Source organism: Yersinia sp. IP36721 (genome assembly GCF_003634395.1).
In the GTDB taxonomy this organism is placed as follows: Bacteria; Pseudomonadota; Gammaproteobacteria; order Enterobacterales; family Enterobacteriaceae; genus Yersinia; species Yersinia entomophaga.
The window spans coordinates 272,151-298,150 of record NZ_QCZL01000002.1; the positions used below are offsets into that span (position 1 = coordinate 272,151).

Here is a 26,000-nt window from a genome sequence, read left to right on the forward strand (position 1 = left end):
ATGACCACAAGGATTACTGCTATGGGTTTTCTAACCGGCAAACGCATTCTGATTACTGGCGTCGCCAGCAAACTGTCTATTGCCTACGGTATTGCACAAGCAATGCACCGCGAAGGCGCTGAACTGGCTTTCACCTATCAGAACGAGAAACTTAAATCCCGCGTTGAAGGCTTTGCGGCAGAGCTGGGTTCTACCCTGATCCTGCCTTGTGATGTAGCTGAAGATGCCAGCATCGACGCCATGTTTGCTGAACTGGGAAAAGCCTGGCCTAAGTTTGATGGTTTCGTTCACTCTATCGGTTTTGCTCCAGCAGACCAGTTAGATGGCGACTATGTTAACGCCGTGACCCGTGAAGGTTTCGGTATTGCTCATGACATCAGCTCTTACAGCTTCGTGGCGATGGCCAAGGCTTGCCGTTCTATGCTGAACCCGAATTCCGCGCTGTTGACCCTGTCTTATCTGGGCGCTGAGCGTGCGATCCCTAACTACAACGTTATGGGTCTGGCGAAAGCCTCTCTGGAAGCGAACGTGCGCTACATGGCTAACGCTATGGGTCCTGAAGGCGTTCGCGTTAACGGTATCTCTGCTGGCCCAATCCGTACTCTGGCGGCATCTGGTATCAAAGATTTCCGTAAAATGCTGGCTCACTGCGAAGCCGTAACCCCCATCCGTCGCACCGTAACCACCGAAGACGTGGGTAACTCCGCCGCTTTCCTGTGTTCCGATCTGGCGGCTGGCGTTTCCGGTGAAATCCTGCACGTTGACGGCGGTTTCAGCATCGCTGCGATGAACGAACTGGAATTGAAATAACCCGCAGCGGATTTATTCGCTCAAGGTTATCCGAATCCGCTGCCTCATCGCAGCGGATTTTTTTTGGCTTCGATGAGTTCTTTGCTCAGATTAATTCCATCAATTAATCGTTTTTTGGCAAAGTTATGGCCATTTTTGTTATATCAATCCATATGTTATTACTTTTGGTTATGGAATATGGTTTAACATTATTTTATCTCACTAATCCGATCGGCAATGATATCCACTGCGTTTACCTCATCGAACCACAGGATATCTTACCGATGTCGATGCCAACTCCGGTCTTCTGCTATTTATCCGGCAACGGCTTAGCTGGCAACGTTCATTTGTTGTTCTTCTGTGTTTGCTCAATTGATTCGGCTACAGCCCCTGCTGTTGCTGCCGTTTTTATCAGTAAAACAAGGAGATCTTCATGGTGCAGTTTCGACGTCAGGATAATGCCCACTGGTATCACGAGACTCAACGTAGCGTAACAGACGACGCATTACGGGAGGGCGTTTGTACCAGCGGCCATTACGGACACGATGATTTCTCGGCCTTAAGCAATAGTGAGAATCTGGCTAATGCTTTTTCTGATAAAAGCCCTTTCTTATTGGGATTAGAAGCGCAGGTCAATCCGGACTTACAGGATTTGTTACAGCAGCGCGACGAAACGCTACGAGCCTCGCACCGCATGTATCAAACGCTGTTCCCACCCCAGGTTTCCCTCTCTACCGAGCTGACTCTGTCTCTCTACGATCGTTTAAGCAGCGCCTTAATCGTGGCTCAGGTCACCGGTGTTCAACGTTTGTGTAATCACTATGCCGAACGTCTGATGCCGTTATCCAGCGATGACGCTTCGCGAGAAAGCAATATTCGCCTCACGCTACTCACCCAGTACGCCCGGCAGTTAGCCAGTCAGCCGACGCTGATAAACCGCCGCGCATTGCAGCAGCTCAGCGATTCTGGGCTAACATCACTGGATATTATTCTCTTCTCGCAAATTATTGGCTTCGTCGGCTATCAGGCGCGAGCCGTCGCGGCAGTTTCTGCGTTAGCGGGTTATCCCACGGTGCTGTTGCCCGGTTTTCCTCGAATGGAAGATGCGGAAAGCGCGAATTTTAGTGATGAAGTGACGGGCTGGCAGGCCTGGCTGCCGGATCTGTCTTTAGAAACGGAATCGCAGGAACAGGAACAAAACCTGACCTTAACCGATGTGTTAAACAAGCATCCTCATAGCCAGCAGGTTTACGCTGATATTCTTTTGCGCATACCGGATCCCGACCATCACCCGCAGCCGGCGTTACTGGAATTGGCGGCTCTGGTCAGTGCGCGAATCAACGGCAGCGCCTGTTGCCTGGTTCACCATCGTCAGCGCTACTTGCAATTAAAACCAGACATTACTCTCATCAATAAATTACAGTCAGGCATTAGCCAGAATTTGAGCCAAAGTTCGACGGAATCAGTGGAAAGCTCGGTGATTCATCTAGCGGCGGAACTCACCCGCGCGCCGGAAAGGTTTGGTCCGCCGATACTGGCTCCGTTGCAAGAGCGCGGTTTTTCACCGCTGCAACTGATGGACACCTTATTCAGCGTAGCGCTAGCAGGCTGGACCAATCGATTAGTACAAACATTGGGGTCGCCTCGCAGCGCATTGCAGCAGGCCTGGACCGATTAAACCGGTGCCAACCACTCTCTGGCGGCGTCAAAGAAATGCTGAGCCAACGGCGTCACGCGCCCCGGCTCGGCAACCACCACGGCCGCACGGCGACTCATACTGACAATATTCACCGGCCGTCGCATCAGCGCCGGTGACATATCCTCCAACAAGCTTCCACGTGGAAACAATCCGCAGCCTAAACCGACGAAGATCCCCTGTAATAACTGAAATATTGAGGTAGTTTCCAAGCGCGCATGCAGAGAGAAACCCGCGTCGCGAAAGCTGTTATCCAGATAACGACGGAAATAACGCGTCGGCTCCGCTAGACACAGTGGTAATTCCGCGACCTGAGCCAGTGACAACGGAGTTTCATCCACCAAATCAGGGAAGTGCTGAGGGTGAAAAATCAAATCTACACCGCTGTCTTCCAAAGGCTGAGACTGAAAATGCAGCTCATTCAGCGTGGAAAGCTCGAAAAAACCTATTCCCACATCCACTGAGTGACCGGTTAACGCCTCCAATAGCTGATCGGCACTCAGTACCGAAACCCGATAATCCAACTGCGGATAGCGCTCGCTGACCCTTTTAAGCAAATCTGACAGGGAAATGCTGCACTGCGGCACCACGCCAATCCGCAGAGTCCCGTTCAAACCGTGTTTGAGAGACTCAACTTCCAGCTTCAACCCTTGATAAACCGAAACAATCTCCCGCGCCCAGGCCAGCACGCGTTCCCCTTCTGGAGTAAAACCTTCGAAATTATTGCCCCGATTGATCAGCGAAACACCCAATTCTCGTTCCAGATTTTTCAGGCGCATCGACAAAGTCGGCTGACTGACAAAACTGGCCTCGGCTGCCCGCCCAAAATGACGAGCCTGTTCCAGATTGCACAAATAGATCAGTTGTTTGATATCCATTACTGCGCTCAATATCGCGTTATTTATTCCAGTATATCATTTTGCTCCCCTATCTCAGCGGCCTGAGGCGGTTTTGCAGCAAAGCCTGTCTGAACTGCGCTATCCGCGCTCAGCGACTCTTTCTACACTTGCTCAATCCAATCAAGCAGCTCTCACCCAACATTAAAAACCATTTGGCAGACAAATAAGACTTTCTGCAATTTTTAGCCGATTTGTGAAGTTCATGGCGATTAACCCGGTCAAAAAGATGGGTTTCAGGCTGAGAGTCAGGAACAGAGAGTTTGCAAGACAAAATTTTACTTAAATTTGATAACTGGATCACATTTCGTTATCAGGTTAACCGCATTCTGTTGCATAACAATTCACTCAATTTTGGATAATTATGGAAAATCCTGTATATGCACAACATTTAGCGGGTCATTTAACCATGTACAATGTGATGAGCTATTGATGAGCCAAATAGCAGAATATATCACTAAATAAAATCCGCTCAGCTTTTAATCAAAATAAAAAATCGGTAAACCGCGAAAACATAAACGTTAATACTGCATAACATTTGTAACATGGGTTTATTCCCCTGCCTCGCTTATATGTAACAGAGTATTACAAAGCGCTTGTCTCATTGACAAAGATAGTGAACATTAACCGCCGCCATTCATCTTATAACAACGCAAAAGGATGCCGTTCCGCGCATCACATTTGCAAATTCCTGTCATTTTATGGCCGGTAGTAAAAATTAGAGGTCCCTGTGACAACTGCAAACAACAACAGCAACGAACCTGAAAGCATCAGTATGAATGCTTTCAAACAGCCGAAAGCTTTTTACCTAATATTCTCCATCGAACTTTGGGAACGTTTCGGTTACTACGGCCTACAAGGGATCATGGCCGTCTATCTGGTGAAAATGCTCGGGATGAGCGAAGCCGATTCTATCACCCTGTTCTCATCATTCAGCGCACTGGTCTATGGCTTCGTCGCCATCGGCGGTTGGCTGGGTGATAAAGTGCTCGGCGCAAAACGCGTTATCGTGTTAGGCGCGCTGACGCTGGCCGTGGGTTACACCATGGTGGCCTATTCTGGACACGATATTACTTGGGTGTATATCGGCATGGCGACCATCGCCGTAGGTAATGGTTTGTTTAAAGCCAACCCGTCCTCCCTGCTTTCAACCTGCTATAACAAAGACGACCCGCGTTTGGACGGTGCATTCACCATGTACTATATGTCCGTCAACATCGGTTCGTTCTTCTCCATGTTGGCCACTCCGTGGTTAGCAGCAAAATACGGTTGGAGCGTGGCATTCTCTCTGAGCGTGGTCGGTATGTTGATCACCTTGGTGAACTTCTGGTTCTGCCGTAAGTGGGTGAAAAACCAAGGTTCTAAACCAGATTTCGCGCCACTGCATTTCAGAAAACTGCTTATGGTGCTGATTGGTGTGGTTGCGCTAGTGACGCTGTCTACCTGGTTGCTGCACAACCAAATCGTGGCTCGCTGGGCGCTGGCGCTGGTTTCCCTAGGTATCATTATTATCTTCGCCAAAGAAACCTTCTCTCTGCACGGTACTGCTCGTCGTAAGATGATCGTTGCTTTCCTGCTGATGCTGGAAGCCGTGGTGTTCTTCGTGCTGTACAGCCAGATGCCAACTTCCCTGAACTTCTTCGCGATTCATAACGTTGAGCATTCCATTTTTGGCCTGGCGTTTGAACCTGAACAGTATCAGGCTCTGAACCCGTTCTGGATTATGGTTGCCAGCCCGATTTTGGCGGCGATCTATAACAAAATGGGCGACAAGTTACCGATGCCGCACAAATTCGCCTTTGGTATGATGCTTTGCTCCGCAGCCTTCCTGGTTCTGCCTTGGGGCGCTAGTTTTGCCAACGAACACGGCATTGTGTCAGTTAACTGGTTGATTCTGAGCTACGCCCTGCAAAGTATCGGTGAGCTGATGATTTCAGGCCTGGGTCTGGCGATGGTTGCACAATTGGTTCCGCAACGTCTGATGGGCTTCATCATGGGTTCATGGTTCCTGACCACCGCCGCTGCCGCACTGATCGCCGGTAAAGTTGCCGCGCTGACAGCGGTGCCAAGCGATGTGCCTGATGCCCATGCTTCCCTGGCTATCTACAGCCATGTATTTATGCAAATCGGTATCGTCACCGCCATTATCGCTATTCTGATGATGCTGACCGCGCCAAAACTGTATCGCATGACATTAGATCTGCAAAAGAAAGATAAAGACGCGACTCCGGTCACTGCTGCATAAGCAACCCATTAGTTTCGTTAGTCAAAACGCCTCGTTATGAGGCGTTTTTTGTTTTGATGCAAACACTGTGGATCACATATCAAAGTCGATACTCGCAAGGTGACAATCAGCTAACGGCGAACACTGCAGATACAGGATGGGCAGTACCGCTAGCATTTAATTTCGTATTAACTTCCGCGATTGTGCAACGTAATCCTCATATTCAACCCTACCGGCGAAATCTCTACGATAACAGGACGAAACGATCCAGCCGCCGACGTAATTGCGCGTTTTCTTTCTTGAGTTGCTCAACTTGCTTCAGTAGCGTCAAGGTCATCGCCACGCCGTGCCAATCCAGATCCAACTCATTTTGCAATCGACGGGCGCGCTGGAGATACATTAACGCTTCCGCGTCAAATACCCAGAGAGAATCACCGGGATCTAGCGGAACAATCACTCCCAGCTCAACCACTTCTACCAATTCGTCCTGCAAAATGCCCGTTGTCTGGCATAATTCAGTCAGCGTATAAGTAATCTGTACTTCGGCCATAATCTGTTACTCCCATCCAGTCCGAGGATTAAATGCAGCCTGTTCAGACAGTTGTTGCCACAGTGCCCGTGCCTTCTCGTCCGGTTTTGGCGGCATAACCACCTTGAGAACCGCATACAAATCGCCAGTGCCTTTTTTGCTCGCCAACCCCTTACCTTTCACTCGTAACCGCTGACCGCTCTGACTGCCGGAGGGAATAGTCAGATTGATTTTCCCTGTAAGAGTGGGAACTTCAACGCTGGCTCCCAGCGCCGCTTCCCAAGGTGCGAGCGGCAACACGATTTGTAAATTCTGCCCGTCAATATCAAACAATGGATGCGGAGCGATACGAATGACCAGATAGAGGTCACCATTGGCGCCGCCACCGAATCCCGGAACGCCTTGCCCTTTCAAACGAATACGCTCGCCATCCCCAACGCCGGCAGGAATTTTCACCTTCAGCGTTTTGGTTGAATCGGTTCTGCCAAGGGCATCATAAGTTGGGATTTGAATTGCGCGCGTCTGCTCGGAAAGCGTTTCTTCCAAGAAGATTGGCAACTCCATCTCAATGTCCTGCCCGCGCATACTCTGAGAAGATTGATGGGAGGAATAATGAGCAGAGGCGCCGCGATTGCCGAAGAAAGAGTCGAAGAAGTCGGAAAAATCATGGGTATCACCGCCACCTGCACGACCCTGCCACTGTTGCCCGCCGCCATGATAACCTGCCTGCTGGCCAAAATGAGGATCGTTGCGATGTAACCTCAGTTCGTCATATTCAGCTCGCCGTTCAGCGTCTTTTAACACTTCGTAAGCCTCGGCGATTTCCTTAAACTGACTTTCCGCATCTGGCTCGGTGCTGACATCTGGGTGATATTTCCGCGCTAACCTGCGATAAGCTGTTTTGATCTCTTTCTGCGAGGCCGTTGGCTCAACGCCCATAATCACATAGTAATCTTTGAATTCCATACGGCAATATCCTTAAGTTTAATGTGCCATAGATATAAGATATCCCCATCTAACTTTTATAAAACAAATTTATGCATATTTCTATCCGTACTCCCACGCGCCAATCCACCTGTAAACTATAGCGCTGACCTGGGTTTACGGACTCCCCTCAAGACATTTGGCGGGAACAGCCCTTGTTCATCCGTATCAAGCGCTCAACAGATGCCTGTTAATGCATAAAAAGAACGTCACTGACATGGAAAACCACCGAGTAAGGTGACAATCTGCCAGGTCAATTGCCCTTTCAACCTTATGTTATTAAATGAATTACGTGGTAAAGTGAGCGCCAAAATAAGCGATGCAATCACAATTTAAGCAACGGATAAGTCATGAATTTAAGAAACCGGACATTTCTTTTTTGGGGAGTGATGGATCTCTACGCGGTGTTATATATCGGTTTACAGTATTTCCTACAGGAAAGAATTCCTTTGGTAGCTGAAGTGCAGTACCTGCTGGATACCGGTTTTGATAAGTATCCGCTGATTTACACAATGATTACCCTATCGATCATTTTTAAAATATCGCTGGTAATGACCACAGTTCTGTTTCTGACTCGCAGCCAATATGCCATTAAAGCGGCATTTATTCAGGAGCCTTTACGCCTACTGTTAGTTATTCCCTCTCTCTCGATGATTACGCCGGTTCTGAAAGAATTCAACATTAAAATTCTTACCGTGAGCCTAACGCTATTGCTGATATCTGAAGTATTCAAAATCGTTTCTTTATATAGAGTGCAAATAAAGACCGAGCCCAATAAAACCACTCCCTTCATCGTCTGATTCGGGGGAAAACAGCATTTTCGCGCTATTGGCAAAACGAGTCGCTCAGTGGGAGCCAGGCCAATGCCCTGTTATGCCGCAGTCTGAGTCATTTCACCACGAGTACCGCCGCCAGGTTATCTCGCTATTTCGCTAATCACTTAGAATCAACCCAACCCTAGTCAGCTCAATATTGATTACATGCCCGTTTGGCGGGCATGCGGATGACCGTAATTGACTGACTCATAGAAGATAGCTTTACTTACTCCGCCGACCATACCGCTAACTGGTAGCCATCCGGATCGAGAAATTGAAAGCGACGACCACCGGGGAAGGAAAATATCGGTTTAACCATCACGCCGCCAGCTTCAACGACTCGCCGTTCGGTTTCTTCCAGATTATCAGCATACAAAATGACCAACGGCCCACCGGCTGCTGTCACGACCCCATCTGTGGTGAAACCGCCAGTCAGGCGACCATCGGTGAATTCGCAATAGGTTGGGCCATAATCGGTAAAGCGCCAGCCAAACAGGTTACCGTAGAAATTTTTTGAGCGAGTGATATCTCCCACTATAAATTCAATATTATCAATTTGACCCTTCTTGCCTGATACAGCCATAACACCTCCGGAGAAAAATGCACACCGCGTATTTTGCAAATAGACGCCCGCTGAGCCAGCCTGTTTGGCTGGAAAACCATACCATTAATCCTATACGTGAAATCCGTAATATTCTCAGAACTGTCGCCCATATCGCTTATCGCCGCCAGAACCCAAAGCGTGATAAGGAATAAGTAAAATTCACCCTATCGCACCGAAGCAGAAATAATCCTGTATAAGAAATAAACTATACTGTGATCACGGCTGCAAAATATGTCGGTAGTTTCAGACATAACATAATTTTCAGCCTTGGCAGAAGAAGTATGGCATAGAGGTTAAATCAGCCCGTGAGAGAGAGTCGGTAACGGGCAAGGAGGTATCTCATGGTCAATCATGTTTGGGGACTTCTGGTGCATCCCAGTCAGGAAATGAAACAAATCAAAAGTGAATCGGAAAGTATTCCCCACTTTTATACTCACCACGTCCTGTTGATGGCTGCAATTCCCGTGATCTGCGCATTTATTGGCACCACCAGAGTGGGATGGAATTTTGGTGAGGGTCAGGTGATTAAAGTCTCCTCGCTTACCGCTTTCTACGCCGCCGTAATTTTCTATGTGATGATTCTTGCCGCCGTGGCTTTAATGGGGCGAGTGATTTACTGGATGGCACGCCGCTATGAAAGTCGCCCAAGCTGGCAAAGCTGCACCTTGTTCGCCGGTTATACCGCCACACCGATGTTTCTGAGTGGGATTGTGGCGGTTTACCCTTTGCTCTGGCTGTGCTTGTTCGCCGGGATTGTCGGGCTGTGTTACGCCGGTTATTTGATGTACCTCGGCATTCCAACCTTCCTGAATATCGACCGTAGCGAAGGTTTTATCTTCTCCAGTTCAACGCTGGCCATCGGTGTGCTGGTTCTGGAGCTATTACTCGGTTTCACCGTTCTGTTATGGGGTTATGGCGTCAGGCTAATCTGAGCAATTCTTATACCAACACCCTGCACCGTAGATCTCCTACGGCGTAGGGTGTATCTCTATTTCATCTTCCATGTTACTGATAATAGAGAGATTAACCTTATGAATAGACAGCGAACATTCGTTATTGCACTTATTTCCCCCCTTCTCTGCAATTCCTTCCCTGCTATGAGCGCTATTCCTATACAGGATGGGATTACTGAGCAAACTCTGATTTTCGTTCGTCATGCAGAGAAACCTGAGGCAGGTTTTGGGCAGATAAATTGTCAGGGTTTAAATCGTTCCCTGGCATTACCTAAAGTGATAAAAAATAAGTATGGCAAACCTGACTTTATATTCGCCCCAGATCCAACGCGAAAAAAAGCGGATTTCGGCCACTTCTTTTATTATCTCCGCCCGTTGGCGACCATTGAACCGACGGCTATCTACTTCAATATGCCGATAAATATCCGTGTGGGTCAGTCAGAAAGTGGCTGGCTTATCAACCAATTAGAAAAACCAAAATATTCAAGCGCTAAAGTGCTTATTTCCTGGGCGCATCATGAAATCATGGCTATCACTAAGGCACTAATGACCGAATATAACGGCGAGCTTGGACAAATACCCGAATGGGAAAATACTGATTTTGACAGTATTTACGTTCTTAAAATCGTGCGAAGTGAGGGGGCAAACCAGATTAGTTTTACCCATGACCAACAGGGGCTGAATGGATTACCGCTTGACTGCCCTGAAATTTCCCTGCCGCGATCTAATTCATTACCGGGCCGAGTTCCCGACAATAGCTGATAATAATAACTCTTTTTTATCTCGATTTTTTAACACTGGATAGCAAATTCTCTGTTTTTGGGTCATTAACAGCCTTTGAATCATATTAATGTCGGTGAGATCGCAATCTCTTACATCACCCCGACAAATAAGGTTGTACACTAATTGGGAAAAATAAAAATAAGGCGACGAAAATGAAAAAGCTGACTGTAAAAGAAATGACCGCAAGCGAACAACGCGACGTGAAAACCCAACTTGATAGAGCCAGGATCAACATGGGACGCGCACTCACCAATTCAGAACAAAACAAAGTGAAAGACGAAGCCATCGAAAAAATCATGCAAGCCCGAGCACTGGTCGCCAAAGCCAACCGCCCTGAGAAAAAAACCAAAAAAACGGCACCGAGCACCACCACCTTTAGCTGGTCCTCTTCCATCAGCAGCCGTCCACCACGTTGAGTCTTTCCCCCGTCAGGTTTTTGCCTGACTGGGCACCCAATTTCTAGTAGCGGAGGTCATCCTCCGTCACTATCGGATTGTTATGATTCCTGCCGTTAAATATGTTAATTCAATAGCTGATTTTCCCTCACGACTGTCCTAGTATGGCTAATGCTGTATTCCGTTAGTCCGCCCCGTGCACTATTAAGGAGTTTGTTGATGAAACTGTTTTATAAACCTGGCGCTTGTTCCCTCTCACCACATATCGTCCTGCGTGAGACCGGGCTAGATTTCAGCGTTGAACGCGTTGATTTGGCAACCAAAAAAACTGAAAGCGGCAAAGACTTCTTAACCATCAACCCCAAAGGACAGGTTCCTGCACTGGTGTTGGATGATGGCAGCCTGTTAACCGAAGGCGTCGCCATTGTGCAGTATCTGGCCGATCAGGTGCCATCGCGCAATCTGATCGCCCCCGCAGGCACCCTTGCCCGCTATCATGCTATTGAATGGCTAAACTATATTGCCACCGAATTGCACAAAGGATTCAGCCCACTCTTCAACCCGAAAACGCCGGACGAGTACAAAACCATCGCCCGCGAGCGTTTAGACAAACAATTTGCTTATGTCGATAGCGTGCTGGCGAAGCATCATTTCCTGCTGGGTGATAAATTCAGCGTAGCGGATGCCTATCTGTTCACTATTCTGGGTTGGGCAAAAGCCATGCAGTTCGATCTGCCGCAGTATAAAAATCTGACGGCCTATATCGCCCGGGTTGCGGCACGCCCAGCGGTAGACGGCGCTCTGGTTGCGGAAGGTCTGAAGTAAGAAACGTAAAGAAAGAATGATATCCCCCGGCAATGGCAGACTTGCGCTTTTGACCGGGGGAAAATGATTAGAGTTTTACTGCCGTAAACTGATGAACCGGATTGACGATAAGATCCTGTGCAGCCACGATTTGTAATTCATACTCGCCCATTTGCTGGGTAGTCAGCATCACTTCATAAACTGCGGCGGTGACGTGCTCCAGCGCTTTATCTAACGCTTCGCCTTTTAGCAAATTCACCAACAGTAGGCCGCTGGTTAAATCACCGACGCCCACCGGCTGACGGCTGCCGAAATCCACCAACGGACGGCTGATATGCCAGGCATCTTCCGCTGTTACCAGTAGCATTTCAAAGCTGTTCAGGTCATAACCCGCGCGGCTAAGATGCTTAACCAGCACCACTTTCGGCCCTTTAGCGCACAGGCCGCGAGCTACCGTCACGGCTTGCTCGACGTTTTCCACTCGCGTTCCGCTCAGCTCTTCTAACTCAAGCAAGTTCGGCGCGATAATATCGCTGGCCGGTAATGCCTGCTTACAGAAGAATTCCGCCACGCCCGGCGCGACGATGCAGCCTTTTTCCGGATGGCCCATGACCGGATCGCAGAAATACCACGCCTGCGGATTGGCTTCCTTCACGCGTTTCACCGCAGCCAAAATATGGCCGCCCTGCTCCGGCGAGCCAATATAGCCGCTCAGCACTGCATCACAGTCTTTCAAACGGTCAACATCGGCAATGCCCTGCACAATTTCAGTCAAATGGCTGGCTGGCATCACGCAGCCAGTCCAATGACCATACTGAGTGTGATTGGAGAATTGAACGGTGTTCAACGGCCAGACATTAACGCCCATGCGGCGCATAGGAAATTCCGCAGCGCTATTGCCTGCATGACCAAAAACAACGTGGGATTGAATGGAAAGTATATTTTTCATCGGTACGGCCTAAAGTTAGGGGCTGCTCGGCCCTTTCAGTAACACCATTATCACTGCGTGTTTGCCCGCAGTTAATCGTTGACCATAAAAAACAAGGGACACCAGGCCCCTTGTTTTCGCACCGATTTAGATCCAGCTCACCAGGCAGTAATGTTTTTTGCCCCGGCGCAGTAAGGTAAAGCGGCCAAACAGACGATCCGCATCGCTAAAGGTGTATTCCGGGTTCGCCTGTTTCTCGCCGTTAATGGTCACGGCATTGGAACCAATCAGGGTACGCGCCTGACCGCGGGACGGAGCCAATTCCGCATTCACCAGTGCCTGTTGCAGATCGGCATCGCGGGTTAACTCAATCGCCGGCATACCGTCTTGGGCCAGTTGGGCAAAGTCGGCTTCGGTCATGTCGTTCAGATTGCCGGAGAATAGGCTGGCCGTAATACGTTTTGCCGCCGCCAGACCTTCAGCACCGTGAACCATACCGGTCACTTCTTCAGCCAGCACGTACTGAGCGCGCGGCGCTTTGCCGCTGTTTTTATCTTCTTCTTCCAGCGCATTGATCTCTTCCAGACTCATAAAGGTGAAGAATTTCAGGAAGCGATACACATCCGCATCGGCGGTGTTAATCCAGAACTGGTAGAACTTGTACGGGCTGGTTTTTTTCGGGTCTAACCATACCGCGCCACCTTCGGTTTTACCGAATTTGGTGCCGTCAGCTTTGGTAATCAATGGCACAGTCAGGCCGTACACTTGCTGCTGATGCAGACGACGAGTTAAATCTATCCCGGAGGTAATATTGCCCCACTGATCGGAACCGCCGATTTGCAGAACCACATTATGCTCTTTATTCAGGCAGGCGAAATCATAGCCTTGCAACAGATTGTAAGAGAATTCAGTGAAGGAAATACCGCTATCATCGCGATTTAGACGTTGTTTTACCGCTTCTTTGTTAATCATTTGGTTAACAGAGAAGTGTTTACCGATATCACGCAGGAAAGTCAGCACATTCATGCCGCCGAACCAATCGTAATTGTTGGCGGTAATCGCGCTGTTCTCGCCGCAGTTGAAATCCAGGAACGGGGAAACCTGATGACGGATTTTCTCGACCCATTCATTAACGGTATCCGCGGTGTTCAGCTTACGTTCCGTGGCTTTGAAGCTAGGATCGCCGATCAAGCCGGTCGCCCCACCCACCAGCGCCACCGGGCGGTGACCCTGTAACTGAAAACGCTTCAGGCACAACAACGGAACCAAATGACCCAAATGCAAGCTGTCTGCGGTAGGATCGAAACCGCAATACAGTGAAATTGGCCCTTGCGCCAGTCTCTCTGCTAACGCGTCTTCATCCGTAACCTGGGCAACGAGGCCCCGCTCTTGCAATTGTTTAATCAGGTTGCTGCTAGTCATTAACGACTCCATTGTCTTATGCAATATATTTATCTGGTTAACGTTTAACGGGAACACTTGCCATCGGGAAATGTTGTCGTTTATCGGCGTAATGCCTGCGTGCCAGATGGCACCCCATCAGGATGCGTTCAAGGAAGGGTATAGAATAAAGCGCCCGCCCCGCGAGCGCTAGGTTTAACCTCAATATTTCATCGTTCTCAGGGGGCTAAACGGTCAATTTTCCACGTATCGGCGTCTCGTTGGTAGAGAAAACGGTCATGCAGGCGATGTTCGCCTCCCTGCCAGAACTCAACCGAGTCGAAACGAACGCGGAATCCGCCCCAGAAACTCGGCACCGGTACCTCTCCCTGCTGGAATTTTTGTTTCAACTCCAAAAATTTGCTTTCCAGCACGCCGCGCGCGGAAATCCGCGAGGATTGCTGAGAAACCCAGGCACCTATTTGGCTATCTTTAGGACGGCTGTTGAAATATTTAAGTACTTCGAAGGTCGACAAACGTTCGGCTTTGCCGAGGAAAATCACCTGGCGATCCAGCGTATGCCAAGGGAATAGCAGGCTTATATGGGGGTTTTCAGCCAATTGCTGAGCCTTTCGGCTGCCTAGGTTGGTGTAAAACACCATGCCTTCGTCATCGAAATGCTTTAGTAATACAATACGTTGAAAAGGTTGACCATTGGCATCAACGGTCGCCACGCACATCGCCGTCGGGTCTGCGAGACGCGCTTCACAGGCTTGTTTCAGCCAGCGCTCAAATAAATCCAGCGGGTTAGCAGTCAGGTCCTTGCGGCGCAGACCGCCACGGGTATATTCACGTCGTAGGTCTGCAACATCAAACTCATTATTTTCAGTCATATACACTCTGTAACGCGCTGAAACTCAGTGGATTATTATTGTGCCTCTGTGACGCCAAGATCTCAATCGCCCTGACGTCACTGCCTGTTTCTAGTAGTCAATCACTTCGAGGGCACGAGCACGCAATCATTCATCACGATTTTATCGCCCCGCTCGATAAAGGCGCTGTCACCTTTCGACCAGAACGTATAATAACCGTCACTGTATCGGGTGCCCGAAGCAGCAACTACCTGCGGCAGATTCAGTTGCTTGCCATCCATCACAAACCTAACTTTGTCCTGCTTATTATCCAGCGCTACCGTCAACTGGGTACCCCCGCATTGATAGTGCAAAGTTTCACTTTTCTGTGAAAACTGGCTACATCCAGCCAAAGTCAGTACGGCAATCGCCGTGAAAACGGATTTCATTGCCTTATCTCCTGTCATGAGCTTCTCCCGCAGCCTATCACCCGTAGGCTGGACTTACCGAATATATTGAATTGCAGAATAAATTGAATCACCTAATATCCTAAAAGCGTCGCCTTATCGCCCTGGCTGTATGACCGGGTAAATCGCGCCCAAAACGGTTTCACAGCTGGCTCCGGTAACCGACGGTAAATTGCCCGGCAGGCCTGAAAGCGTGCGAAATGCTAGCCAGGCAAAAGCCAGGGCTTCCATATCGTCGCCACTGACGCCAAAGCTGTCGGTGGTCGCGACTTCAGTGCCCGGCAACATCGTCGACATTCGCGCCATCAATAGTGGATTCCGCGCACCGCCGCCGCACACCAGCAAACGCTCGCAACCTCCCGCCAGTTGAACCTGTTCGGCAATGGTCACCGCCGTCAGCTCTGCCAGCGTCGCCTGCACGTCTTCAGGCGCTATTCGCGGCATAATCTTCAGCTGCTGTTCCAGCCAGGCGGCGTTGAAATACTCCCGCCCAGTGCTTTTCGGCGCAGGTTTGGCAAAGTAAGGATCGGACAACATTTGCTTCAATAGCGGCTGATTGACCTTACCGCTCAACGCCCATTCGGCATCGCGGTCGTAAGGCAACGAGCGATGACGCCAAATCCACGCGTCCATCAACATATTTCCGGGGCCGGTATCAAAACCTCTGACCGGAGAATCAGGGATCAGCATGGATAAATTAGCGATACCGCCAATATTCAGCACCATCCGCCGTTCGGCATTATGCGCCAGCAATGCGTGGTGGAAAGCTGGCACCAGTGGCGCCCCTTGGCCGCCATAGGCCATATCCCGTCGCCGAAAATCCCCGACGGTAGTAATCTGCGTTATCGCCGCAATGCGATTATTGTCCCCTAACTGCAGAGTAAAACCTGGCTCTCCCATCGGTTCATGCCAGACAGTTTGCCCGTGACAACCAATTGCGGTGATGTCCTGCGGCGACACGCCGGTTTTTTTCATCAGCGCCAGCACCGCTTCGGCAAACAGCGTGCCCAACTGCGCATCTAGCCTGCCCACCGCCGATAAGGTGGTTTCTTGCCCCTGACACATCGCCAGAATATCTTTTTTCAACTGAAGCGGTATCGGGTGGCTATAAGTGGCCTGCTGCGCCACCATTCGCTCATTGATCGCAGCCAGAACCACATCGATTCCATCCAGGCTGGTACCCGACATCACCCCAATAAAGCGGCCTGATTTCATAGCAATGACCTTATCTCCCGCTGCGGGAGTACAATGACAAAAAAAAAACAACAACCCCCAATGAGGTTACTAAACCAGAATAATAAAATTAACACCATGAAAAGATGTAGTTTTTAGAGTGTATCCCGCGCTGTCTTCCCCTATATAATGCAAGGCTGGTTTTGCCAGGCAGCTCACAGAAAATGGATGATTTTTTTCTTTTTCATTTCCTGCTTTTAGAAATTTAAACCACCGTTTAATATTGATTAAGGGAATACACGTTAGGCTAGCGATCAACTAACCGACAATGTGCTTCAATACAGTGTGGTGCGATAACTACAATGTGATGCAATAACTGTTGGGGTCAGCCATACTTTTATCTATACCCGAAATTAATTGGTTTCGCGTATAGGTAGACAGGACATAGTGAACCGAATATCGGTTATGCACTTTAAACTAGGAGTTTTTATGATTAAGCCTTTCCTCGTCATTGCTATCGCTGCGGTTACTCTGACCGGTTGTGCGAACAACAGCACGCTGTCTGGTGATGTATTCAGCGCGTCACAGGCCAAGCAAGTGCAAACCGTAACCTACGGTACATTGGTTTCTGTTCGCCCGGTAACCATTCAAGGCGGTGACGGCGACAACGTAATTGGCGCTATCGGTGGTGCTGTGCTGGGTGGTTTCCTGGGTAACACCGTTGGCGGTGGTACCGGTCGTAGTCTGGCAACCGCAGCGGGTGCCGTAGCCGGTGGCGTTGCTGGTCAGGGCGTACAGGGCGCGATGAACCGTACCGATGGCGTGCAACTGGAAGTACGTAAAGACGACGGCACCACTATTCTGGTGGTTCAGAAACAAGGCCCGACTCGCTTCAGCGTTGGCCAGCGTGTGATGCTGGCAAGCAGCGGCAGCACCGTGACCGTCAGCCCACGTTAAGTTTGGCGCGGACATAAAAAAACCGGGGATCACATTGATCCCCGGTTGTTTTCTTTTGCTGTGAATAGATTATTTGAACTTTATTATTTTTACTTACTGTGTAATTGATTAATATTTTGTTCAAGTTTCATTAGCACACCTGTTAACAAAATAACCTCCGCATCCGTGATATTCGACATGACTTCGCCTCGGGTTGTTTCAATGACGTGTTCGAGTTTTTTGATGGTCGAACACGACTCTTCCGTTAATTTAATCCGCTTAGCGCGGCGGTCGTTAGCACAAGTCTGCCGTGTGATTAATCCCTTATCCTCCAGTTGGTCCAAAGTCCGAACCAACGATGGCTGCTCGATACCAATCGCTTTTGCCAGTTGAATCTGCGATTGCTCCGGTGGTAAACGACTAATGTTATGGAGCGTAACCCAGTGTGTTTGGGTCAGTTCCAACGGTTTTAATCGATGATCGATTAAAGCGCGCCAAACGCGAACTAATCGTGCTAAATCAGATCCTAATGTCGATTCCAATTGCCCCTCCTTTTAATTAGCGTGCTAGCATAACTCCCAGAGTCCAGTCTATTTTGGGTAATTAACATTAAAAATACAAATGTATATATACCGCCGATGCAGTGTTAATAGCAATAAATACGAGAAATCCTTTAGAAAAGGTGAAGATTTCTTTAATTCTAACCCCAAAGGATTAACCCAATGCAAGTAACTCCTGTACCAATGGCATCACCCTTAACGGACTGGGTACTGGGTGCCTCGATCTATTTCCCGCCTCTCTTCAAGGCGGTTATGCTAGGTTTGATATTTTGGCTATTGATCCATCATTTACTACGGAATTGGATCTACTCTGGCGAGATCTGGCATCCAATGTTAATGGATTTGTCTATTTTTGTCATTGCCGTCAGCATTTCTTTGTGGATTTTAGTCAGTTGGTAAATTGAGATGAAATATCAATCGATAAAATATTTTTCCAGCGTGATCGTTTTTGCTATCGCTATGTTCGCCGGTGGGTGGATGTGGAATTATTATATGCAATCCCCTTGGACGCGAGACGGAAAAGTCCGCGCAGAATTAGTCAACATCACTCCAGAAGTGTCCGGCAGGCTTATTCAAATTGCGATACACGACAACCAATTAGTAAAATCCGGTAGTCTGTTATTCGAGCTAGACCCGATGCCGTTCCAACTGGCGTTGGATAACGCGCAGGCCGCATTGGATAAAGCGCAGTCCGATATGGATAAGGCCAATCATGAATTGGCTCGACGTCAAAATTTACCTAAAAACCTCATATCAGGCGAAGACCTGGATATTGCCAATTTAACCGCTCAAGCAATGAAAGCGGCATATCAGGGCGCGCTGGCTAATCTGGAACAGGCTAAATGGAACCTGAGTAAAACCCATATTCATGCACCGACTGAGGGATATATAACCAATTTACAAACGCGCATCGGAAATTATGCTACCGCGGGGACTCCATTAGTGGCTTTGGTTGATATTCATTCCTTTTACGTAATGGGTTATTTCGAAGAAACCAAATTACGACATATCAAAGAAGGCAACCGGGCAAATATTGTTTTATATAATGGAAATATACCCCTTCAGGGTGTAGTAGAAAGTATCGGGCGCGCCATTTACGATCAAAGTGTCGATACAAATAGCGACTTGCTCGTCGATGTTAAGCCGAATGTCCCCTGGGTTCGTCTGGCACAGCGCGTGCCGGTACGTATCAAACTGATCGATGTTCCGCCGGACGTAACCTTAGTGGCCGGCACCACCTGCACCATTTCTCTGGCTGACTGACAAAAATGCACAGGCTACCGCTGCAGTGGAAACGCACGCCCTGGGGGAAGGCCAGCGGGGCGCAGTGGCGCTATGCCTTGCGTAATTCGCTGGCGATGTGCTTGTCACTGTGGGTTGCTTTTACTCTCAATCTGGATGAGCCTTATTGGGCGATGACTTCCGCGGCGGTTGTGAGTTTCCCCACCGTCGGCGGTGTAATCAGCAAAAGTATTGGTCGGGTGATTGGTAGTCTGATGGGTGCCGCTGCCTCGGTTATTATTGCAGGTCACTGCCTGAATGATCCTTGGCTGTTTACCTTCGCTATTGCCGCCTGGATCGGCTGGTGTACTTTCGTATCCAACCATTATCAAAATAACGTTTCCTACGCCTTTGCTCTGGCCGGTTATACCGCAGCAATCATCGCTTTTTCAACGGTCAACACTACGGATACTCAACAAATTTTCGATATCGCTCAGGCGCGAGTCTGCGAAGTGATTACCGGTATTTTGTGCGGTGGCCTGATGATGATGCTGTTGCCCAGCACCTCAGACGGCGAAGCGCTGCTGACCTCGCTGCGGCGTATGCATTCCCGCCTGCTGGAACACGCCATGCTGCTGTGGCAGACCGAAGACGATCCGCAGATTCGTACCTCACACGAGGGCGTGATCGGGCAGATTCTGACGCTCAATCTGTTGCGCATTCAGGCTTTCTGGAGCCACTACCGCTTCCGGCGACAAAACAATACGCTCAATTTTATGCTGCATAATCAATTACGAACCACCAGCGTCATCGCCAGTCTGCGACGTATGTTGCTCAACTGGCCCAATCCGCCTGGCAATCTGAAAAAGGTTTTGCAAACGCTGATTACCGAGCTTCAGCAGCCAGATTGCGATAAATATCGAGCCGCCAAAATTTTGCAACAAATTATCCCGCGAGATAAAGATGATTACCGCCACCGCGCATTCTGGCTGCGTTTACGTCATTTCTGTTGGTTGTATCTGGAATCTGGCCATTGGTTACGCCAATTGGAACAACACAGTGAACGAACTACATTGCCCCTCCCCAAGGTTGCCACGCTGGCGCGCCACACCGATACCTACGAAGCGGCTTACAACGGGTTACGCACCTTTGTCTGTATCGTTATTGGCTGCGCATTCTGGATAAACACCCAATGGAGTGCAGGCAGTTCGGCGCTGGCTTTGGCCGCCGTCAGTTGCGTACTGTATTCCGCCAGCCCGTCCCCGACGGACAGCATCATAACGTTGCTGAAAGCCATCGTGTTGTTATCCATCGGCTGCTTTATTTTAAAATTCGGCGTCATGATTCGAATCGACGACTTTTGGTTGTTTGCTGCCGTACTCTTACCGATCCTGGTTACCATGCAGATGTTTAAGCAGCAAAATCCGCCCTACGCGGCGCTGTGGGGGCAGCTTATCGTTTTTATGGGTTCTTTCCTCAGTGTGACCAATCCGCCCAGCTACGACTATCAGGGCTTCCTTAATGACAACCTCGGCAAGTTGGTGGGCGTGATGCTGGCGGGCGTGGCTTTCCAGATTTTGCGCCCCAGTTCGGATAAACGAAAAGGCCAACGAATTATTCGCGCCCTGCGGCGAGACTTTATCGACCAGCTCAGCCCTTATCCGCAACAAAGTCAGCCACGATTTGAATCGCTGATTTATCATCGCATCAGCCAGTTAAATCTCAGTCAGGATCAGGAAGCGCGCATCTGGCTGTTACGATGGGGCATGGTCTATCTGAATTGCAGTCATGTGGTATGGCAGTTACGGGACTGGCAAACCACTGCGCCGCCGCTGTCTGCGGTGCGGGATTTGTGTATTCATTGTCTGAAAGGCAGCGTAACGGAAAAAGGCGTTGAGCCTGAAGCGTTAGCGGCAACGCTGCAAGAGCTACTGCGCATCAGCGAAACTCTGGCTCATCATCCGGACTCGTCGGGGCGAGAACTGGCGGGGCTGGTTTGGCGTCTGTACTGCTCGCTGACGCAACTGCAGCTCGCCCTCACCCCGCCGGCTATTTCTTCCCCTGCCTAAGGATTAGTCAGGGGAGATCAATCATCAAGGAACGTCATAACCCAAAGCGGCGCGGCGAATGCGGAACCACTGCTGACGGCTGAGCGTTAGGGATATCGATTTCCACGCGGCGGCAACGCGCTCAATCTTGCCTGAACCAATAATCGGCAGCGGCACAGAGGGCAAACGCATCACCCAGGCATAGACCACTTGCTCGATATTCTCCGCACCGATTTCTTCCGCCACGGCCTGTAATTCATCACGTAATGGCTGGAACTCCCCATCGTTAAACAAACGCCCACCGCCTAAACATGACCAAGCCATCGGTTTAATACGCAATTGCTGACACATATCCAGCGTGCCGTCCAGAATGGTAGGCTGATGCAACGGCGATATTTCCACCTGATTGGTCACTAGCGAGAAAGGCAGGCGAGATTGCAGCAGACTGAACTGAGCCGGTGTGAAGTTAGATACGCCAAAATGCTTCACTTTGCCGCTTTTGTGCAACTGAGTGAAAGCCTCGGCAACGTCGTCAGCCTCCATCAGTGGATCAGGGCGGTGAATCAACAGCAGATCCAAATAATCCGTGTGTAAATGAGTCAATGATTGCTCGGCGCTGCGGATAATATGATCGCCATCGGTATTGTAGTGACCCAAGGCGTGCTCTGGCTTAGCCGTCGTCGCGATGCCGCATTTGCTGACGATTTCCATCTTATCTCGTAGTGATGGTTGTAAACGCATCGCTTGTCCAAAAGCCTGCTCGCACTGGTAGCCACCGTAGATATCCGCGTGATCCACCGTGGTAATCCCCATATCCAGATGCTGCTGAATAAAACCCTGTAGCTGGGCGGGCGTCATGTTCCATTCGATCAAACGCCAGTAACCGCAAATCATGCGGGAAAATTCAGGGCCTTGCGGCGATAATTGGCTACGTGTATGCATTTTGACCACCTATATATGTTGAATGACCTTCAGCATACACAAGCGACAGAAAGGATCATCATCCTGACGCAAGGAAATGGCGGTTGATCGGTATCAAAAGATGAAATTTAAAATAATGACGGTTGTTCCGGTAGCGGTTCTTCCGGTTTTTTGTTGGCACGTAGCTGACGCAACAAACGTTGACGACACAGGCGCAGAACGTCGTGTTTTTGCATGTCGGTCATTTGCATCCAGCCAAAGCGCTCTTCCCGGCTGCGGAAACAGCCACGGCAAAAACCACGGTCATCTGCTTGACAGATACCGCGACAAGGACTGGGAATATCAAAAAACTCAAGCTGCTGAGCCACACAACCTCCTCGGATTACCCTTTCATTGAAGACGGCTTAACGGCGGCTGGCAAGTACAGATTCGCGATGTCGCTGAAAATAATCCCGCAGATAACGTATCACCTGACGATTTTTTTCCGGCATCGCCCTTTCCAGCGTCAACGCATGTAACCGCAGCGGCGTTGATTGCCACTCCGGTAGCAGCGTGATTAATTCTCCGCGTTGCAGCTCATCACCAATTTCATACAAAGGCAGCACGGAAAGCCCCATCCCTTCGCGAGTAAAATCGCGGATAACCGGCATACTACCGCTAATAACCTGCCCGTGATTCAGACGCAAAACCATCGTTTCTCCCGATGTGTGATGCAAATCTAAATGAATAGCCGAGGGATTATTCACCGAGGACATCCAGCGGTGCGCCAGTAAGTCCTGCGGCGTCTCTGGCACACCGTGCTGACTGAGATAGCGCGGTGCAGCGCAAATCACCATCGGCCACTCCGCCAACGGATGGGCAATCATATTGGCGTCCGCCAGCTGTCGATTGACTCGCAGAGCGATATCAACCCGCTGTTCGATCAAATCCACCACTTCGTCATTGGCCAGAATCCGCAGGGTTAATTTGGGATGAGCGTTTAGCAAAGGGGACAACGCTTCCGCCAGCGGGCGACCACCGATACCTACGGTAGTGGCAATGCGAATTTCGCCCACCAGCGTATCTCGTAGCTCCGCCAACCGCTGCTCGGCCTCTTTCGCCTGCTGCAACATGGCTTCGCAGCCGGGATAAAAAACCTGCCCGGCTTCCGTTAACGTCAGCCTGCGGGTTGAGCGATGCAACAAGGGGACGCCGAGCGCTTTCTCTAAAGAGCGCATATGCTGACTAATAGCGGATGCGGTCATGCCCAACCGTCGCCCCGCTGCGGTTAGCGAACCTTCGGCCACTACGGTGGCAAAAATCGCCATTCGGTTGAGTTTATCCATGATTATGAAGTTTTACTTAAAGAAGAAAGCACAAATATGGCACTTATCAGCCAGTTTGTTAAGTATTAGAGTTAGCCCCGTCAACCCAACTTGAGGAATTAAACGATGAAACTGGCAATTATTGGTGCAACTGGTTTTGTAGGCCGTAAAGTCATCGACGAAGCTCTGGCTCGCGGTCATCAGGTTACGGCGATTGCCCGTCAGCCTAAAGATTTACCTAAAACTGATAACCTGACCATCGCATTAGGTGACATTGCTGATACTGACTGGTTAGCCCAACAATTGAGCGGTCAGGATGCGGTTATCAGCGCTTATAACCCTGGTTGGACCGAAGAAAATCAGTTTGAAAAATTCACGGCGGGAAGCCAAAAAATTCTGGATGCGCAGCAAAAAGCCGGCGTGAAACGCCTGTTGGTGGTCGGCGGCGCGGGCAGTCTGGAAGTCGCCCCTGGCGTGGAGTTGGTCGATACGCCAGACTTCCCGGATGCCTACAAGCAAGGCGCCTTGGGTGCCCGTGCGTTACGTAACAAGTTACGCGCTGAAAACACGCTGGATTGGACTTACCTGTCACCGGCGGCCTTGCTGGAACCAGGAAAACGCACCGGCCAGTTCCGTTTGGGTACCACTTCGTTGCTGATGAACGGCGCGGCGCCAGCCAGCATCTCCGTGGAAGATTTAGCGGTGGCTATTTTAGACGAAATCGAAAATCCGCAGTTTATTAAAGCGCAGTTTACCGCCGCATACTAAGGACGAACCCGTTTTGCATCAGCCTCGCGCATGGCAGTCAAACCTACCCTCATAGGTGTGCCGTGCGCGGGGTTTTTCTTCTTTCCGCTTGTGTCACGTCTTTCCGCTTTTGTCACGTTTTGTTTCCAAACGCTAAGGTTATCTTAAGTTTGCTACTGTATCGTGCCAATCATTAATGAATAATTGGTTCTGATTAGCAATGAATGGACGATTCAAGTTACAGTGTAACGCAATCACCTTTATCTTAAGCTGCGCGCTATTTTTCACGCTGTTTCTCAATGCTCTTTTTATACACAAAGCCTGGTCGCTGATCGCCTTCGGCAGCCTAGATAGTTATGTGTTCGCCGCCACGATTCCGCTGGTGATATTCTGCGCGTTGAATATTACTTTCAGCCTGCTGTGCGTGCCATATCTGCGGAAGCCAATCATTATCACACTGCTGCTGGGCAGCGCGGCTGCTAACTATTTTATGTTTAGCTATGGCGTGGTGATCGACGGCAATATGATGCAAAACGCCTTTGAAACCAATGCGCAAGAGGCAACCGCCCTGCTCACGCCACGCATGGGCTGGTGGTTGCTGGGGCTGGGCATATTGCCCGCCGTCGTCATTTGTTTCACCCGGATTGAGTCCACCAAGCCTTGGTGGTACATGCTGGGTCTGCGGGCGGCCAATATTCTGTTATCCATGATGATTATTCTGCTGATCGCCGCGTTATTCTATAAGGACTACGCTTCGCTGATTCGCAATAACAAAAGCATCGTTAAAATGCTCACGCCGTCCAACTACGTTAGCGGTGTGATTGAGTATGCCAAACACAAATATTTCACCAATAACCTGCCACTCATTCGTATCGGTGAAGACGCGCATAAAGGCCCGCAGATTTTGGCGCAACAGAAAAAAACGCTGATGATACTGGTGGTCGGCGAAACTGCGCGCGCAGAGAACTTCTCCCTCGGCGGTTACGAACGGGAAACCAATCCGCGTCTGAAGCAGGATCAGGTGATTTATTTTAAAAACACCGCGTCCTGCGGCACCGAAACCGCCGTGTCCGTCCCCTGCATGTTTTCTAATATGCCCCGTAAAGAATACGATGCGACCCTCGCCAGCCATCAGGAGGGTTTACTGGACATTGTGGCGCTCGCCGGGGTGAATGTGCTGTGGCGGGAAAACGACGGCGGCTGTAAAGGTGCCTGCGATCGCGTTCCTCATCAGGATGTGACGCAGTTAAATCTGACACAGTACTGCGAAGGTGATGTTTGTATGGATGACGCACTGCTGCATAATCTAGACAATTATATCAATGGGTTAAAAGGCGACAGTGTAATTGTTTTACATCAAATGGGGAGCCACGGCCCAGCCTATTATCGCCGTACCACGCCGGAATTTCGCAAATTCACGCCAACCTGCGATAGCAATCAGATTCAGGATTGCAGCCCGCAAGAGCTGGTAAATACCTATGATAATTCCTTGCTGTATACCGATGCGACGCTGGATAAAACCATCAAAATTTTGCAGCAACACAGTGATACATTTAATACGGCAATGGTTTATCTGTCCGATCACGGGGAATCTTTGGGTGAAAACGGCATGTATCTGCACGGAACGCCCTACCTGTTTGCCCCAAGCCAACAAACGCACGTGCCTATGTTGCTGTGGATGTCAGCGGATTATGAAAAGAATTTCGCCATCAATCGCAACTGTTTAAACCAAATGGCGCAGCAGGCTGAGGTTTCTCAGGATAATCTGTTCCATACCATTTTAGGGATGATGAATATTCAGACCAAAGAATATCAGCCTTCATTGGATATACTGCACTCTTGCCACTCACCTGCCTGATGGAAAGAGATTAACGCTTAAAATGATGACCGCTGATGTTCGCCATCGGCGGTTTTATCTGAATAGCGGGACAAAGACCTTTTATCAAACCTATGAATGATAAGGTGATTATTTAAAATCACCTTATTTACAGC

27 protein-coding genes are annotated in these 26,000 nt (G+C 49.6%); 14 read left to right on the forward strand and 13 right to left on the reverse strand.

The annotated features are described in order from the left end of the window. Window positions 1-21 precede the first annotated feature (21 nt). Window positions 22-810 carry an enoyl-ACP reductase FabI gene (gene fabI, locus DBA33_RS03295; protein WP_064513913.1) on the forward strand — a complete coding sequence of 263 codons (789 nt, stop codon included), beginning with the start codon at window positions 22-24 and terminating at the stop codon, window positions 808-810. A gap of 412 nt (window positions 811-1,222) precedes the next feature. Further along, window positions 1,223-2,467, forward strand: a complete 1,245-nt coding sequence (locus DBA33_RS03300; RefSeq protein ID WP_120805541.1) for a CMD domain-containing protein — start codon at window positions 1,223-1,225, stop codon at window positions 2,465-2,467. Here DBA33_RS03300 and DBA33_RS03305 read toward each other — a convergent pair. Beyond that, window positions 2,464-3,363, reverse strand: a complete 900-nt coding sequence (locus tag DBA33_RS03305) for a LysR family transcriptional regulator (protein WP_064513917.1) — start codon at window positions 3,361-3,363, stop codon at window positions 2,464-2,466. The genes DBA33_RS03300 and DBA33_RS03305 overlap by 4 nt on opposite strands. A gap of 748 nt (window positions 3,364-4,111) precedes the next feature. Here DBA33_RS03305 and dtpA point away from each other — a divergent pair. Then, window positions 4,112-5,626, forward strand: a complete 1,515-nt coding sequence (gene dtpA, locus DBA33_RS03310; protein ID WP_064513919.1) for a dipeptide/tripeptide permease DtpA — start codon at window positions 4,112-4,114, stop codon at window positions 5,624-5,626. 223 nt (window positions 5,627-5,849) lie between these two features. Here dtpA and cbpM read toward each other — a convergent pair whose 3' ends face one another. Continuing rightward, a complete protein-coding gene (gene cbpM / locus DBA33_RS03315; protein ID WP_064513921.1) occupies window positions 5,850-6,155 on the reverse strand; it encodes a chaperone modulator CbpM in 306 nt (101 codons plus the stop codon). 6 nt (window positions 6,156-6,161) lie between these two features. Next, on the reverse strand, window positions 6,162-7,100 hold the full coding sequence (gene cbpA, locus DBA33_RS03320) for a curved DNA-binding protein (protein ID WP_064513922.1): 939 nt from the start codon (window positions 7,098-7,100) through the stop codon (window positions 6,162-6,164). Window positions 7,101-7,468: 368 nt separating this feature from the next. Here cbpA and DBA33_RS03325 point away from each other — a divergent pair, with 368 nt between their 5' ends. Continuing rightward, the gene (locus tag DBA33_RS03325; protein WP_128821841.1) at window positions 7,469-7,918 is read left to right on the forward strand and encodes a hypothetical protein; all 450 of its coding nucleotides are present in this window, start codon (window positions 7,469-7,471) and stop codon (window positions 7,916-7,918) included. A 241-nt stretch (window positions 7,919-8,159) separates the two neighbouring features. Here the strand turns inward: DBA33_RS03325 and DBA33_RS03330 are convergent, their stop codons facing one another. Then, window positions 8,160-8,516 carry a VOC family protein gene (locus tag DBA33_RS03330; RefSeq protein WP_064513926.1) on the reverse strand — a complete coding sequence of 119 codons (357 nt, stop codon included), beginning with the start codon at window positions 8,514-8,516 and terminating at the stop codon, window positions 8,160-8,162. Between the two features lie 362 nt (window positions 8,517-8,878). On the opposite strand from DBA33_RS03330, the gene DBA33_RS03335 reads away from it, so the two are divergent. From DBA33_RS03335 to gstA, 4 genes are all read left to right on the forward strand, one after another. Next, window positions 8,879-9,469: a Yip1 family protein gene (locus tag DBA33_RS03335; protein WP_120805543.1), complete on the forward strand. Its 591-nt coding sequence runs from the start codon at window positions 8,879-8,881 to the stop codon at window positions 9,467-9,469. 99 nt (window positions 9,470-9,568) lie between these two features. Further along, entirely contained in the window at window positions 9,569-10,252 is a 684-nt protein-coding gene (locus DBA33_RS03340) for a hypothetical protein (protein WP_064518276.1), read from the forward strand. Window positions 10,253-10,425: 173 nt separating this feature from the next. Next, a complete protein-coding gene (yjbD, locus tag DBA33_RS03345; protein WP_049600203.1) occupies window positions 10,426-10,689 on the forward strand; it encodes a DUF3811 domain-containing protein in 264 nt (87 codons plus the stop codon). Window positions 10,690-10,887: 198 nt separating this feature from the next. Continuing rightward, window positions 10,888-11,493, forward strand: a complete 606-nt coding sequence (gene gstA / locus DBA33_RS03350) for a glutathione transferase GstA (RefSeq protein WP_049600201.1) — start codon at window positions 10,888-10,890, stop codon at window positions 11,491-11,493. A gap of 67 nt (window positions 11,494-11,560) precedes the next feature. Here the strand turns inward: gstA and pdxY are convergent, their stop codons facing one another. The 5 genes from pdxY to anmK all read right to left on the reverse strand — a co-directional run bounded on the left by pdxY (window position 11,561) and on the right by anmK (window position 16,313). Beyond that, the gene (gene pdxY / locus DBA33_RS03355) at window positions 11,561-12,421 is read right to left on the reverse strand and encodes a pyridoxal kinase PdxY (protein ID WP_064513932.1); all 861 of its coding nucleotides are present in this window, start codon (window positions 12,419-12,421) and stop codon (window positions 11,561-11,563) included. 126 nt (window positions 12,422-12,547) lie between these two features. Continuing rightward, a complete protein-coding gene (gene tyrS, locus DBA33_RS03360; RefSeq protein ID WP_049600196.1) occupies window positions 12,548-13,822 on the reverse strand; it encodes a tyrosine--tRNA ligase in 1,275 nt (424 codons plus the stop codon). A gap of 197 nt (window positions 13,823-14,019) precedes the next feature. Continuing rightward, window positions 14,020-14,673, reverse strand: a complete 654-nt coding sequence (gene pdxH / locus DBA33_RS03365; RefSeq protein ID WP_049600193.1) for a pyridoxamine 5'-phosphate oxidase — start codon at window positions 14,671-14,673, stop codon at window positions 14,020-14,022. Between the two features lie 101 nt (window positions 14,674-14,774). Continuing rightward, on the reverse strand, window positions 14,775-15,080 hold the full coding sequence (locus tag DBA33_RS03370) for an MliC family protein (RefSeq protein WP_064513934.1): 306 nt from the start codon (window positions 15,078-15,080) through the stop codon (window positions 14,775-14,777). A 114-nt stretch (window positions 15,081-15,194) separates the two neighbouring features. Then, entirely contained in the window at window positions 15,195-16,313 is a 1,119-nt protein-coding gene (anmK, locus tag DBA33_RS03375; protein ID WP_064513936.1) for an anhydro-N-acetylmuramic acid kinase, read from the reverse strand. 447 nt (window positions 16,314-16,760) lie between these two features. Here anmK and DBA33_RS03380 point away from each other — a divergent pair, with 447 nt between their 5' ends. Further along, a complete protein-coding gene (locus DBA33_RS03380) occupies window positions 16,761-17,228 on the forward strand; it encodes a glycine zipper 2TM domain-containing protein (RefSeq protein ID WP_064513938.1) in 468 nt (155 codons plus the stop codon). Window positions 17,229-17,317: 89 nt separating this feature from the next. Here the strand turns inward: DBA33_RS03380 and slyA are convergent, their stop codons facing one another. Then, on the reverse strand, window positions 17,318-17,749 hold the full coding sequence (gene slyA, locus DBA33_RS03385) for a transcriptional regulator SlyA (protein WP_064513940.1): 432 nt from the start codon (window positions 17,747-17,749) through the stop codon (window positions 17,318-17,320). Between the two features lie 180 nt (window positions 17,750-17,929). On the opposite strand from slyA, the gene DBA33_RS03390 reads away from it, so the two are divergent. From DBA33_RS03390 to DBA33_RS03400, 3 genes are read left to right on the forward strand one after another with little or no spacing between them, the layout of a single operon-like run. After that, the gene (locus DBA33_RS03390; RefSeq protein WP_064513942.1) at window positions 17,930-18,166 is read left to right on the forward strand and encodes a DUF1656 domain-containing protein; all 237 of its coding nucleotides are present in this window, start codon (window positions 17,930-17,932) and stop codon (window positions 18,164-18,166) included. Window positions 18,167-18,172: 6 nt separating this feature from the next. After that, the gene (locus DBA33_RS03395) at window positions 18,173-19,030 is read left to right on the forward strand and encodes an HlyD family secretion protein (protein WP_064513944.1); all 858 of its coding nucleotides are present in this window, start codon (window positions 18,173-18,175) and stop codon (window positions 19,028-19,030) included. Between the two features lie 5 nt (window positions 19,031-19,035). Next, entirely contained in the window at window positions 19,036-21,057 is a 2,022-nt protein-coding gene (locus DBA33_RS03400) for an FUSC family protein (RefSeq protein ID WP_120805545.1), read from the forward strand. A 24-nt stretch (window positions 21,058-21,081) separates the two neighbouring features. Here the strand turns inward: DBA33_RS03400 and DBA33_RS03405 are convergent, their stop codons facing one another. The 3 genes from DBA33_RS03405 to DBA33_RS03415 all read right to left on the reverse strand — a co-directional run bounded on the left by DBA33_RS03405 (window position 21,082) and on the right by DBA33_RS03415 (window position 23,282). Beyond that, window positions 21,082-21,978 carry an aldo/keto reductase family oxidoreductase gene (locus tag DBA33_RS03405; protein ID WP_064513948.1) on the reverse strand — a complete coding sequence of 299 codons (897 nt, stop codon included), beginning with the start codon at window positions 21,976-21,978 and terminating at the stop codon, window positions 21,082-21,084. A 107-nt stretch (window positions 21,979-22,085) separates the two neighbouring features. Next, window positions 22,086-22,325, reverse strand: a complete 240-nt coding sequence (locus DBA33_RS03410) for a DUF1289 domain-containing protein (RefSeq protein ID WP_049600166.1) — start codon at window positions 22,323-22,325, stop codon at window positions 22,086-22,088. Window positions 22,326-22,361: 36 nt separating this feature from the next. Then, window positions 22,362-23,282 carry a LysR substrate-binding domain-containing protein gene (locus DBA33_RS03415; protein WP_064513950.1) on the reverse strand — a complete coding sequence of 307 codons (921 nt, stop codon included), beginning with the start codon at window positions 23,280-23,282 and terminating at the stop codon, window positions 22,362-22,364. Window positions 23,283-23,387: 105 nt separating this feature from the next. On the opposite strand from DBA33_RS03415, the gene DBA33_RS03420 reads away from it, so the two are divergent. Together DBA33_RS03420 and eptA are read left to right on the forward strand one after the other, a co-directional pair. Continuing rightward, on the forward strand, window positions 23,388-24,029 hold the full coding sequence (locus DBA33_RS03420; protein WP_120805547.1) for an NAD(P)-dependent oxidoreductase: 642 nt from the start codon (window positions 23,388-23,390) through the stop codon (window positions 24,027-24,029). A gap of 199 nt (window positions 24,030-24,228) precedes the next feature. After that, a complete protein-coding gene (gene eptA, locus DBA33_RS03425) occupies window positions 24,229-25,866 on the forward strand; it encodes a phosphoethanolamine transferase EptA (protein ID WP_120805549.1) in 1,638 nt (545 codons plus the stop codon). Window positions 25,867-26,000: the final 134 nt, after the last annotated feature.